The sequence below is a fragment of the Streptomyces sp. SAI-170 genome (genome assembly GCF_049739565.1).
GTDB lineage: Bacteria > Actinomycetota > Actinomycetes > Streptomycetales > Streptomycetaceae > Streptomyces.
Map to the genome: position 1 here is coordinate 3,017,570 of NZ_JBMGQD010000001.1, position 12,062 is coordinate 3,029,631.

A 12,062-nucleotide genomic window follows, 5' to 3' on the forward strand; every position below is an offset into this window, starting at 1 on the left:
TGGAGCCCCTACCATAGCCACCTCGCCCGTTAGGACCGGATAAGCGGTTTTACGAGAATTTGATCTGCGCTGGTCCGGCTCATGCGGCTGCGTCAGTACTTGCTCGACGCCCCGCCCGTCGTCGTGATCCAACTGTGTCCCCCCGTACTCGTCCACACCCCTCTAAACGCCCGGTCCCATCTGCGGGTTCCCGTCGCCAACGGATACAGTCACGCCGAGGCAATCAGGGGACAGGAGAGGGTCATTACCGGCAACCGGCCGACGAGCTGGGCGTTCGCCGACGCCTATGTCGCCGAGGACGAAGCGCTGCACTGGGCCCGTGAGCGGGCGCTGGAGGCAGGGCTGCGCCCGGTGACGCCGGGCACCGGCGCCGCGCTGCGGTTGCTCGCCGCGTCCGTGGACGCCAAGGCCGTCGCGGAGATCGGCACCGGGACCGGCGTCTCCGGCATCCACCTGCTGCACGGGATGCGCCCCGACGGCGTCCTGACGACCGTCGACCCCGAGCCGGAGCACCAGCAGTTCGCCCGCCAGGCCTTCCGCGCCTCCGGTTTCGCCAGCAACCGCGCCCGCTTCATCCCCGGCCGCGCGCTGGACGTCCTGCCCCGCCTCGCCGACGCCGGCTACGACCTCGTCTTCTGCGACGGCGACCGGCTGGAGGTCCTGGACTACCTCGCTGAATCGTTGCGCCTGCTGCGTCCGGGTGGCCTGGTGGCCTTCGAGGGCGTCTTCGCGAGCGGCCGCACGGTCGACTCCGGGCCCCAGCCGACGGAGGTCGTGCGGCTGCGGGAGCTGCTGCGGGCGGTCCGGGAGAGCCAGGAGCTGGTGACGTCCCTGCTGCCGGTGGGCGACGGGCTGCTGTGCGCCGTCAAAAGATGACCGTCAAAAGATGGCCGTCAAACATGACCCGTCAAAAGGTGACCCGTCGAAGATGACCGGCGCCTGACGGACCTGAGAGAACGCAGCCGCCCCGGCACCTTCTGCGGTACCGGGGCGGCCGAACGGGTAGGGTCGCTTGCGCGTCAGCCCACAACCTTCTTGAGGGCATCGCCGAGCGCGTCGGCCTCGTCAGGGGTCAGCTCGACGACAAGCCGACCGCCGCCTTCGAGCGGAACGCGCATGACGATGCCCCGCCCCTCCTTGGTCACCTCGAGCGGGCCGTCGCCCGTCCGCGGCTTCATGGCCGCCATGCTCGTTCCCCTTCCTGAAACCAGCTCATCGTCAAAGCCGACGGCCCACAGACGGGGCACCGCCCCGTTGGGAGGGCACGCGGGATCCTGCGCAGGACACGCGACACCGGCATCGAACACATTGCTTCCAAGCCATTATCCCGCATCCCACGACCCGATGACCAACATCGGTCCGCATCGCTTGGGCAACGCGCGCGAGCAAAACCACTCAATTCGGCGATGTGGCTGCGATACTGCGCCGCCCTCAGGACATCCGGCGGCCGAGAACCACCTCATTTTCTTTGACGCAGGTCACACCTCCCCCGAGGTCCGGGTCCGCCATGCTGTCCTTCGGACATCAGGGCGTACCGACCGGTACGCCGATCCGCGACCGATGGAGGGGACGCCCCATGGCCGACACCGTGCTCTACGAGGTGAGCGACGGACTGGCGACGATCACGCTGAATCGCCCGGAGGCGATGAACGCGCTGAACATCGCCACGAAGGTCGCGCTGCGGGATGCCGCGCGGGCCGCCGCCGACGACACCGCCGTACGGGCGATCCTGCTGACCGCGGCGGGCGAGAGGGCCTTCTGTGTGGGCCAGGACCTCAAGGAGCACGTGGGCCTGCTGGCAGCCGACCGGGAGGCGGCGGGTGAGGGCCGGACGATGAGTACGGTGCGTGAGCATTACAACCCGATCGCTCGGGCGCTGGTGGAGGCGCCCAAGCCGGTTGTCGCCGCGGTCAACGGCGTCGCCGCCGGGGCCGGGTTCGGGTTCGCGCTGGCCGCGGACTTTCGTGTCGTGGCCGACACGGCTTCCTTCAACACGTCGTTCGCGGGGGTGGCGCTGACCGCGGATTCCGGGATCTCGTGGACGCTGCCGCGGGTGATCGGGCCGAGCCGTGCCATGGATCTGCTGCTCTTCCCGCGCAATGTCCGGGCTCAGGAGGCTCTGGAGCTGGGGATCGCCAACCGGGTCGTGCCCGCCGCGGACCTGCGCGGTGAGGCCGAGAAGGTGGCGCGGGGGCTGGCCGAGGGGCCGACCGTGGCGTATGCCGCGCTGAAGGAGTCCGTCGCTTATGGGCTCACCCATTCCTTCTCCGAGACGCTGGAGAAGGAGGACGAGCTTCAGGAGCGGGCCGGGTCCTCCGAGGACCACACCATCGCTGTGCAGGCGTTCGTGAACAAGGAGCGGCCCAAGTATTCGGGGCGATAGGACTCGGGTCCGCCCCTAAGAGGTACCTCTCCTCGAACAACCCTCCAAGTGATCGTCGACCAAACCGCACGCCTGCATCAGGGCGTAAGCCGTCGTCGGGCCCACGAAGCGGAGACCTCTCTGCTTCAGGGCCTTCGACAGGGCGGTGGACTCCGGGGTGACCGCGGGGACGTCGGCCAGGGTCCTCGGTATCGGGCGGGCCGCGGCGTCGGGGGCGTAGGACCAGATCAGCGCGTCCAGGTCGCCCTCGCCCCACTCCGCGAGCACCTTCGCGTTGGCCAGGGTCGCGTCGATCTTGGCCCGGTTGCGGATGATGCCTGCGTCGGTCAGGAGGCGGTCGCGGTCGGCGTCGGTGAAGGCGGCGACCTTGGCGATCTCGAAGTCGCAGAAGGCGGCGCGGAAGCCGGGGCGGCGGCGCAGGATCGTGATCCAGGACAGGCCGGACTGGAAGGCCTCCAGGCTCAGGCGTTCGAAGAGGGCGTCGTCGCCGTGGACGGGGCGGCCCCACTCCTCGTCGTGGTAGGCCACGTAGTCCTCGGTGGACAGGGCCCAGGGGCAGCGCAGGGCGCCGTCGGGGCCGGGGATCGCCTCGGTCACTGCTGGTCCTCCGGCTCGGGCTTGTCCAGGGGCACCCGGGGCGCGGCGGCGCGGGCGCCGGCCAGCGCGGACTCCAGGTCGGCGATGCGGGCGTCGCGCTCGGCGAGCTCCACGGCGACCCGGTTCAGGGCGTCGTCGACGTCGGACATGCGGTAGCCGCGGGCGGCGAGCGGGAAGCGCAGGGCGTCGACGTCGGCGCGGCGCAGCGGGCGGTCCGGCGGGAGCTGGTCCCACAGTCGCTGGGGCGCCGCTTCGGGCAGGGGTCCGCCGCCCTCGCCGCCGCCCACCACGGCGAGTGTCACCGCGGCGACGACGACGGCGAGCGCGAGAACCAGGAACAAGAACATGACCATCGCTTGAGTCCCAGAGATCGGCGCCGAATGTGTCAGGGTCCGATCGTGCCATGCGACGCTGACAGTTAGGGTCGCAGACGGCCGAAGACCAGCGCGTACGAGGAGAGGTCACAGGGGATGCTCAGGCTGGGCAAGCGGGAGTTCGACCCGCAGGAGCCGGTGATCATGGCGATCGTGAACCGGACCCCGGACTCCTTCTACGACCAGGGAGCCACCTTCCACGACGAGCCGGCGCTCGCGCGGGTCGAGCAGGCGATCGCCGAAGGCGCGGCCGTCGTCGACATCGGCGGCGTGAAGGCCGGCCCCGGCGAGGAGGTCTCCGCCGAGGAGGAGGCGCGGCGCACGGTCGGCTTCGTCGCCGAGGTCCGGCGGCGCTTCCCGGACGTGATCATCAGCGTCGACACCTGGCGGCACGAGGTCGGCGAGGCCGTCTGCGAGGCGGGCGCCGACCTGCTGAACGACGCCTGGGGCGGGGTCGACCCCCGGCTCGCGGAGGTCGCCGCGCGCTACCGGGTCGGCCTGGTGTGCACGCACGCGGGCGGGGCGGAGCCCCGGACACGTCCGCACCGGGTGACGTACGACGACGTCATGGCGGACATCCTCCGGGTCACGGTCGGGCTGGCCGAGCGGGCCGTCGCGCTCGGTGTGCCGCGCGAGTCGGTGCTGATCGACCCCGGGCACGACTTCGGCAAGAACACCCGGCACAGTCTGGAGGCGACGCGCAGGCTGCCGGAGATGGTGGAGACCGGGTGGCCCGTGCTGGTGTCGCTCTCCAACAAGGACTTCGTCGGGGAGACGCTGGACAAGCCGGTCAAGGAGCGGGTGCTGGGCACGCTCGCGACCACCGCCGTGTCGGCGTGGCTGGGCGCGCAGGTGTACCGGGTGCACGAGGTGGCCGAGACCCGGCAGGTGCTGGACATGGTCGCGGCCATCGCGGGCCACCGGCAGCCGACGGTGGCCCGCAGGGGTCTCGCGTAGATCACCCGGGGTCAGTCCCGGCCCGCCTCCTTGGACACCAGGGCGACCGCCTCGTCGACGTCGTCGGTGACGTGGAACAGCAGCAGGTCCTTCTCGGACGCCTTGCCCTCGGCGATCAGTGTGTTCTTCAGCCAGTCGACCAGGCCGCCCCAGTAGGCGCTGCCGAACAGGACGATCGGGAAGCGGGTGACCTTCTGGGTCTGCACCAGGGTCAGCGCCTCGAAGAGTTCGTCGAGGGTGCCGAGTCCGCCGGGCAGGACCACGAAGCCCTGGGCGTACTTCACGAACATCATCTTCCGTACGAAGAAGTACCGGAAGTTCAGGCCGATGTCGACGTACGGGTTGAGCCCCTGCTCGAACGGCAGCTCGATGCCCAGGCCGACGGAGATGCCGCCGGCCTCGCACGCGCCCTTGTTGGCGGCCTCCATCGCGCCGGGGCCGCCGCCGGTGATGACGGCCCAGCCCGCCTCGACCAGCCCGCGGCCGAGCCGGACCCCCGCCTCGTACTCCGGGGAGTCCGGGCGGGTGCGGGCCGAGCCGAACACGCTGATCGCGGGCGGGAGTTCGGCGAGGGTGCCGAAGCCCTCGATGAACTCCGACTGGATGCGCAGGACCCGCCAGGGGTCGGTGTGCACCCAGTCCGAGGGCCCGCCCGCGTCCAGCAGGCGCTGGTCGGTGGTGCTGGCGGTGACCTGGCTGCGCCGCCGGAGGACCGGTCCCAGGCGCTGCTCCTCCGGCTGTGTGCCGTCCTCAGGAATGCCGGTGGCCATGTGCGCTCCCTCCGCTCGGGTCTTTCCGCCTCAGCGTAGATCTACGCGGGTTACGCGCGGGGGACGTCGGCGTATCCGAAACCAGGGCCTTTCGTTTGGATCATGTCGGCGCCGCGGGGTCCGGCACGCACTCCCCCACTGCCCTAAAGGCGTGGGGGGACCCCCAGCCGCGTTGTCGTCGGTTGCCGAGGCTCCGCGTCGACGCCCTCCTCCGCCTTGCAGCTGCACGCACCAGACCCCGCTCGGACAGGGCGCGAAGCGCAGTCCCTTTCAGCCGACCTGATCCAAACGAAAGGCCCTAGGCGGTCAGCCAGTTCCGCAGCCGTTCCTCGCCCGCGAGGATCTTCGCTGTCTCGACGCGCTCGTCGCGCTTGTGCGCGAGGTGCGGGTTGCCGGGGCCGTAGTTGACGGCCGGGATGCCGAGCGCGCTGAAACGGGAGACGTCCGTCCAGCCGTACTTGGGCTGCGGGGTGCCGCCGACCGCCTCGATGAAGGCGGCGGCCGCCGGGTGGGACAGGCCGGGCAGGGCGGCGCCGCTGTGGTCGTCGATCACGAACTCGTCGACCCCGCAGTCCGCGAAGACCTCACGGACGTGCGCGACGGCCTCCTCGGGCGTGCGGTCGGGCGCGTAGCGGAAGTTGACCGCGACCACGCACTCGTCGGGGATGACGTTGCCGGCGACCCCGCCCTCGATGCGGACGGCGTTCAGGCCCTCGCGGTACTCCAGGCCGTCGATGACCGGGTGGCGCGGCTCGTAGGCGGCCAGGCGGGCCAGGATCGGGGCGGCGGCGTGGATGGCGTTGGAGCCCATCCAGGAGCGGGCCGAGTGGGCGCGCTCGCCCGTGGTCCTCAGCAGCACCCGCAGCGTGCCCTGGCAGCCGCCCTCGACCTGCCCGTCGGACGGCTCGAGGAGCACCGCGAAGTCGCCGGCCAGCCAGTCCGGGTGCGTCTCGGCGACGTGCTTCAGCCCGTTGAGGTCGGCGGCGACCTCCTCGTTGTCGTAGAAGACGAACGTCAGATCGCGGTTGGGCTCCGGGACGGTGGCCGCGATCCGCAGCTGGACGGCGACGCCCGCCTTCATGTCGCAGGTGCCGCAGCCCCACAGCACGCCGTCCTCGTCCAGGCGCGAGGGCACGTTGCCGGCGATGGGCACGGTGTCGATGTGCCCGGCCAGGATCACGCGCTCGGCCCGGCCCAGGTCGGTGCGGGCCACGACGTTGTTGCCGTGCCGGTCGACCGTGAGGTGCGGCAGGGCGCGCAGCGCGTCCTCGACGGCGTCCGCGAGCGGCTTCTCGCTGCCGGACTCGGAGGGGAAGTCGACGAGCTGCGCGGTGAGCCGGGCGGCGTCCAGGGTGAGGTCAAGCGGGGTATCGGCCATGGCCTCGACCCTAGCGCCGGGGCCCCGCCTCGTGCTCCGCCCATCCGCGATGTGTCCAACCGGCGCGCCGCGATCCGAACAACCTCCGTCCGACCGGCCGGACAGAAACCGAACATCCTCCGCTACCTTGTACGGCGTGTCCGAGCCGTCCCCCACTCCCAGGCGTCGCAGCCGCACCGGTGCGGCCTTCCTCGTGCTGCTCTCGCTCGCGGGTTATCTCGTCGTCCAGTACGTCAGCGGCGGCGCGGGCGAGCCCGACTGCCGGGTCGTCGCGGCCGACGGCGGGGGTGAGGCGTACGAGTTCACGCCGGAGCAGGCGGTGAACGCGGCGACGATCACCGCGGTGGGCGTGGACCGGGGCCTGCCGGAGCGGGCGGTGACGATCGCGCTGGCGACCGCGCTGCAGGAGTCGGCGCTGCGCAACATCGAGCACGGCGACCGGGACTCCCTCGGCCTGTTCCAGCAGCGGCCCTCCCAGGGCTGGGGCACCCCGCGGCAGATCATGGACCCGGCCTACGCGGCGGGCATCTTCTACGCGCACCTGGAGAAGGTGCCCGACTACACGGAGCTGCCGCTCACCGACGCCGCCCAGCGGGTGCAGCGCAGCGGCTATCCGCTGGCGTACGCCAAGCACGAGCACGACGCCACGCTGCTCGCCGCCGCCCTGACCGGCCGCGCCGCCGCCACGCTGACCTGCGAGGGCCGTCCTGCGGGCGGCGCGGCGGCGAAGGGCCCGGACGCGGTGCGCTCGGCGCTGGTACGGGACTTCGGGCGCGACGCGATGGCTCCGGCGGGCGCGGAGGTGGCCGCCGAGGGCGCCCGGGGCGCGGCGGGTTCCGTCGGCGCGCCGCGGACCAGCGGGCGCACGGTGACCGTACCGGCCGGCTCCCGGCAGCGCGGCTGGCAGCTGGCGCACTGGGCGGTGGCCAACGCCTCGGCGCTGCGCATAGAGCGCGTCTCGTACGCCGGGCGGGAGTGGACCGCCGGCACGACCGACAGCGAGTGGCGCCCGGCCGCCGCCTCGGACGCCGTACGGATCGTCACCGTGCAGTAGTACGAGCCCTCACCCGCAGGGGTTATGCGGCCACCCCGGGCGCGAGGGGGTGCGCAGGTTTTCGCGGCGTCACTCTCACGATCGCCGCAGCCCTTGGGAATCAAGAGCTGTAAGGATTCGGCAGATTCCCGCGGCGGACGCCCTTTGCCCGTTTTTATCCACAGCAGATAATGCGACGCATTACCAACTCTTTACGTTATCTCGCCGCAACCTCGGCGGGGTTCGAGCGGTAGTCACGGTGTCCGCGCCCGGTCAACCGGTGGGCGCGGTCGGACACTTCACACGTTCCCTCCCGTCAAAGGAGCACCATGTCCCTCCCCCTGACCCGCCGGATCGCCCGTGCCGCGCTGCTCGTCGCTGCGGGGGCGGCTGCCGGGGTCGGTGCGGCCGGCTCCGCGAGCGCGGCCCCCGACCTGCCCGCCACCCCGAACCTGGGCGGCCTGACCGCCCTGGACGGCGCGCACGTCGGCAACACCGCGGACCGCGCGGCGCAGGACGTCACCGGCATCGCGGGACAGGCCGGCGGCAAGGCGGTCGAGCAGGCCGTCCCGACCGCGGGCAAGACCGGCGGCAAGGCCGTGAAGAAGGCCACGCCCGCGATGCAGAAGGCCGCCGGTGAGGCGGCCGGCACCACCGGGGACATCGTCGGCGACACCGCCTCCTCCGCCACGAAGGGCGGCCTGCCGACCGACGGCCTCACCAAGGGCGGCCTGCCCACCGACTCCGTCACCGGTGGCGGCATCCCCGCGCAGACCCTGCCGGTGAAGGACCTGCCGCTGGGCTGAGGCAGCCGGATCTGAAGACAGCGACGGGGCCGGAGGCGATCTTCACCTCCGGCCCCGTCCTCATGCCCGCCTCAGGCGGTGAGGCGCTTCACCGCCGCCGCGACCCGCTCGTCGGTCGCCGTCATCGCCACGCGGACGAACCTCTCACCCGCCGTGCCGTAGAAGTCGCCGGGAGCCACGAGGATGCCCAGCTCGGCCAGGTGCGCCACGGTGTCCCAGCAGGACTCGTCGCGGGTCGCCCACAGATAGAGGCTGGCCTCGCTGTGCTCGATGCGGAAGCCGTGCGCGAGCAGCGCCTCGCGCAGGGCGGTGCGGCGGGCGGCATAGCGCTCGCGCTGCTCGGCCACATGCGTGTCGTCGCCGAGCGCGGCCACCACGGCGGCCTGGGTCGGCGCGGAGGTCATCATGCCGCCGTGCTTGCGGATCTCCAGGAGCGGACCGAGCACGGCCGGGTCGCCGGCCAGGAACGCGGCCCGGTAGCCGGCCAGGTTGGAGCGCTTGGACAGCGAGTGGACCGCCACGACGCCGTCGTACGAGCCGCCGTTGACGTCCGGATGCAGCACCGAGACCGGGTCGGCCTCCCAGCCCAGCTCCAGGTAGCACTCGTCGGAGACGACCAGCACGCCGTGCTCACGGGCCCAGGCGACGATCCGGGTCAGCTCCTCCTTGGGCAGCACCTCGCCGGTCGGGTTCGACGGCGAGTTCAGCCACAGCAGCTTCAGCCCGGCGGGGTCCAGCTCGGTCGGGTCGTCGTAGACCTCGTACGCGGCGCGGGCCAGCCGCGCGCCGACCTCGTACGTCGGGTACGCCAGCCGCGGATAGGCCACCTTGTCGCCGGGGCCGAGGCCCAGCTGGGTCGGCAGCCAGGCCACCAGCTCCTTGGAGCCGACGATCGGCAGCACATGGCGGTGGGTGATCTCACGGGCGCCCAGGCGGCGCTCCACCCAGCCCGTGATCGCGTCCCGCAGCGCCGGGGTGCCCCAGACCGTCGGATAGCCCGGGGAGTCGGCCGCGGCGATCAGCGCCTTCTGAATCAGCTCGGGCACCGGGTCGACGGGCGTACCGACCGACAGGTCCACGATGCCGTCCGGGTGCGCGGCCGCCGTCTTCTTGTAGGGCTCCAGCTTGTCCCAGGGGAAGGTGGGCAGACGATCAGAGACTGCGGACACGGGGATCTGGCTCACTTTCTGGTCGTACAGCCGTACAAGGCGAACGCCTCGGCCCCGTACGGCGATCAGGCCGTACGGGACCGAGGCGGCGCTGGTGGGAGCGGGCCGCCGTCAGCCGTTCTGCGGCGGGAGCGCGGCGATGAACGGGTGGTCCCGCTCGATCAGGCCGAGCTTGCTGGCGCCGCCCGGGGAGCCCAGGTCGTCGAAGAACTCGACGTTCGCCTTGTAGTAGTCCTTCCACTCCTCCGGAGTGTCGTCCTCGTAGAAGATCGCCTCGACCGGGCAGACCGGCTCACAGGCACCACAGTCGACGCATTCGTCCGGGTGGATGTACAAGGACCGCTGGCCCTCGTAGATGCAGTCGACCGGGCACTCCTCGATGCACGCCTTGTCCTTCACGTCGACACAAGGCTGCGCGATGACGTAGGTCACGCTGTCGTTCCTCCTCGATAGGGCGCTGGCGGGCCTCCTCAGGCTCCGCCGCCTGGCGCGCGGGAGCGCGGCGTCGTCGATGCCCGCCCCTAGTATCTCCGTTCCTGGGCACGATCCGAACAGGAGGGGTGGACCGACCTGTGGAAATCTCCGCGGCAGGGCGCCTCGAGGTCCGCATCACCGCTGCTGACGTGGGCAAACGCGTCTCCGTACGGCGGTTGAGCGACTCGGGCGCCTCGGTAGAGAAATTCACCGACACGGTGGGTGTTCTCACATCATGGGACAAGGATGTGCTGGTGATCACACGCCGGGACGGCGAACAGGTGCGGATCGCAGCATCCTCGCTGGTCGCGGGCAAGATCGTGCCCGCCGCACCGGCTCGCCGCAAGGGCCCCGCGGCCACCTACGAGGAACTCGCGCACATCTCCGCACGCGCGTGGCGGCCCTTGGAGAGCGAGCGGCTCGGCGAGTGGGAGCTGCGCGCGGCCTCCGGATTCACCCGGCGCGCCAACTCCGTGCTGCCGCTCGGCGATCCGGGCCTGCCGCTCGACGACGCCCTGACCGCCGTACGCCGCTGGTACGGCGAACGCGGCCTGCCCGCCTATCTCCAGACGGCCACCGGCGCCGCGGGCACGCAGGAGCTGCTGTGCGCGGAGCTGGCCGAGCGCGGCTGGGTGCGCGAGGTGACGGCCGAGCTGTGGATCGGGGCGCTCGCGCCGGTCGCGGACCTGCGCGAGCCCGGCGGGGTGACGCTGTCCCGGACCGCCGACGCGGCCTGGCTGGCCCGCTACCAGCGCAAGGGGCTGAGCGAGGTGGCCCTGCGGGTGCTGGGCAGCGGTCCGTCGGTGTGGTTCGCCTCCGTGCCCGGTGAGGGCGGTGCTCCCGCCGCGATCGGGCGGCTGGTCGTCGACGGCCGCTGGGCCGGGTTCGCCGCCGTCGAGGTCGCCCCCGAGCGGCGGCGCGAGGGCCTCGCCACCGCCGTCATGGCCGCGCTGGCCCGCCAGGCCCTCGACGAGGGCGCCTCCGCCGCGTGGCTCCAGGTCGAGACCGACAACACCGCGGCACGCGCCCTGTACGGCCGTACGGGCTTCGCCGCGCACCACGCCTACCACCACTACCGCGAGCCCGGAACGTCCGGCGCGAGGCGGTAGCGATCACCTCAGAGAGGGCACGTGCCAGATATGCGTGAACGCTCCGCCGAGCTGCGCCGCCGGTTCGCCGAGGAGGCCCGCGCCGAGCGGCCCGACCTGTCGCTGCTGTGCCTGCTGGTGGCCGCGGAGGCCGACGGCACGCTGGACGAGGCGGGCATGGACGCCGTCCAGGCCGAACTGGACGAGCTGGCCGGACAGCTGCCCTACCGGCCCGGCTCCCCGCAGGCCTGGGCCGCGGCCGTGCGCGACCTGCTGGGCGAGCGTTACGGCTTCGCCGGCTCCCCCGCGGACTACCAGCGTCTGGAGTCGTCCCTGCTGCACGAGGTCGTACGGCGGCGGCGCGGGCTGCCGATCCTGCTGTCCGTGGTGTGGATCGAGGTGGCCCGGCGGGCCGGGGCGCCGGTGTACGGGGTCGCCCTGCCGGGGCACTTCGTCGTCGGCTTCGGGCCCGTGGAGGAGCAGGTGCTCGCCGACCCGTTCGACGCCGGGCGGGTGCTCACCGGGACGGACGCGGACCTGCTGGTGGTGGGGGCGACGGGGGCGCCGCTGGAGCCGTCGATGCTGGTGCCTGCGGCGCCCCTGGAGGTGATCTCGCGGATCCTCAACAACATCCGGGCGTGGGCCGCGGCGCGACCTGAGCGGTCGGATGTGGCGCTGTGGGCGGTGGAGTTGGCTCTGCTGCTGCCCTCGCATCCGGCGCGGCTGCGGTACGAGCGGGGGCAGGTGCTGGTGCGGCGCGGCGCGTTCGTCGCGGGGGCCGAGGAGATGGAGACCTACGCCGAGCTGGTGGAGGTCGTGGACGAGTCGCTGGCGGAGCGGGTGCGGGGGGAGGCCCTTGCTGCGCGGGCGTTGCTGAACTGAACGGGCTACTGTGCGCCTGCTCGCCGTGGGGGGTTCTCCTCGTTCTGCGGGTGCGGGGCCGTCGTGGCTTGTCGCGCAGTTCCCCGCGCCCCTTGAGGGACGACGAGGGAGCACCCCGTTTGTACGCGGGTGCCCCCCTTTCTCGTCGCTC

Annotated in this window: 14 protein-coding genes; 7 read left to right on the forward strand and 7 right to left on the reverse strand. The window is 72.1% G+C overall.

The annotated features are described in order from the left end of the window. Positions 1-81 precede the first annotated feature (81 nt). Positions 82-876 (forward strand): O-methyltransferase, encoded by a 795-nt coding sequence (locus RKD23_RS13285; protein ID WP_424853868.1) that lies wholly within the window; start codon positions 82-84, stop codon positions 874-876. A 143-nt stretch (positions 877-1,019) separates the two neighbouring features. Here RKD23_RS13285 and RKD23_RS13290 read toward each other — a convergent pair whose 3' ends face one another. Then, positions 1,020-1,187, reverse strand: a complete 168-nt coding sequence (locus tag RKD23_RS13290) for a DUF3117 domain-containing protein (RefSeq protein WP_003966491.1) — start codon at positions 1,185-1,187, stop codon at positions 1,020-1,022. 389 nt (positions 1,188-1,576) lie between these two features. Here RKD23_RS13290 and RKD23_RS13295 point away from each other — a divergent pair, with 389 nt between their 5' ends. Continuing rightward, positions 1,577-2,383, forward strand: coding sequence for an enoyl-CoA hydratase/isomerase family protein (locus RKD23_RS13295; RefSeq protein WP_424853869.1), 807 nt, complete (start codon positions 1,577-1,579; stop codon positions 2,381-2,383). A gap of 15 nt (positions 2,384-2,398) precedes the next feature. Here RKD23_RS13295 and RKD23_RS13300 read toward each other — a convergent pair whose 3' ends face one another. Further along, positions 2,399-2,980 carry a DNA-3-methyladenine glycosylase I gene (locus tag RKD23_RS13300; RefSeq protein ID WP_404042426.1) on the reverse strand — a complete coding sequence of 194 codons (582 nt, stop codon included), beginning with the start codon at positions 2,978-2,980 and terminating at the stop codon, positions 2,399-2,401. Then, on the reverse strand, positions 2,977-3,327 hold the full coding sequence (locus tag RKD23_RS13305) for a DivIVA domain-containing protein (RefSeq protein WP_424858226.1): 351 nt from the start codon (positions 3,325-3,327) through the stop codon (positions 2,977-2,979). The genes RKD23_RS13300 and RKD23_RS13305 overlap by 4 nt, the downstream gene beginning before the upstream one ends. Before the next feature lie 123 nt (positions 3,328-3,450). On the opposite strand from RKD23_RS13305, the gene folP reads away from it, so the two are divergent. Continuing rightward, complete coding sequence (folP, locus tag RKD23_RS13310; protein ID WP_424853870.1) at positions 3,451-4,311, forward strand: dihydropteroate synthase; 861 nt, start codon at positions 3,451-3,453, stop codon at positions 4,309-4,311. Between the two features lie 11 nt (positions 4,312-4,322). Here folP and RKD23_RS13315 read toward each other — a convergent pair whose 3' ends face one another. Together RKD23_RS13315 and dapE are read right to left on the reverse strand one after the other, a co-directional pair. Beyond that, positions 4,323-5,081, reverse strand: coding sequence for a TIGR00730 family Rossman fold protein (locus RKD23_RS13315; protein ID WP_424853871.1), 759 nt, complete (start codon positions 5,079-5,081; stop codon positions 4,323-4,325). Between the two features lie 298 nt (positions 5,082-5,379). Next, positions 5,380-6,459, reverse strand: coding sequence for a succinyl-diaminopimelate desuccinylase (gene dapE / locus RKD23_RS13320; RefSeq protein WP_424853872.1), 1,080 nt, complete (start codon positions 6,457-6,459; stop codon positions 5,380-5,382). Between the two features lie 136 nt (positions 6,460-6,595). Between dapE and RKD23_RS13325 the strand changes: the two genes are divergently transcribed. After that, the gene (locus RKD23_RS13325) at positions 6,596-7,513 is read left to right on the forward strand and encodes a heavy metal transporter (protein ID WP_424853873.1); all 918 of its coding nucleotides are present in this window, start codon (positions 6,596-6,598) and stop codon (positions 7,511-7,513) included. A 308-nt stretch (positions 7,514-7,821) separates the two neighbouring features. Next, entirely contained in the window at positions 7,822-8,298 is a 477-nt protein-coding gene (locus tag RKD23_RS13330; RefSeq protein WP_404042431.1) for an ATP-binding protein, read from the forward strand. A 71-nt stretch (positions 8,299-8,369) separates the two neighbouring features. Here the strand turns inward: RKD23_RS13330 and RKD23_RS13335 are convergent, their stop codons facing one another. Together RKD23_RS13335 and fdxA are read right to left on the reverse strand one after the other, a co-directional pair. Further along, on the reverse strand, positions 8,370-9,467 hold the full coding sequence (locus RKD23_RS13335) for a bifunctional succinyldiaminopimelate transaminase/glutamate-prephenate aminotransferase (protein ID WP_424853874.1): 1,098 nt from the start codon (positions 9,465-9,467) through the stop codon (positions 8,370-8,372). A gap of 111 nt (positions 9,468-9,578) precedes the next feature. Then, entirely contained in the window at positions 9,579-9,899 is a 321-nt protein-coding gene (fdxA, locus tag RKD23_RS13340; protein WP_031078476.1) for a ferredoxin, read from the reverse strand. Between the two features lie 140 nt (positions 9,900-10,039). Between fdxA and RKD23_RS13345 the strand changes: the two genes are divergently transcribed. Together RKD23_RS13345 and RKD23_RS13350 are read left to right on the forward strand one after the other, a co-directional pair. After that, a complete protein-coding gene (locus tag RKD23_RS13345) occupies positions 10,040-11,050 on the forward strand; it encodes a GNAT family N-acetyltransferase (protein WP_424853875.1) in 1,011 nt (336 codons plus the stop codon). Between the two features lie 30 nt (positions 11,051-11,080). Further along, on the forward strand, positions 11,081-11,911 hold the full coding sequence (locus tag RKD23_RS13350; protein WP_424853876.1) for a tetratricopeptide repeat protein: 831 nt from the start codon (positions 11,081-11,083) through the stop codon (positions 11,909-11,911). Positions 11,912-12,062 lie beyond the last annotated feature (151 nt).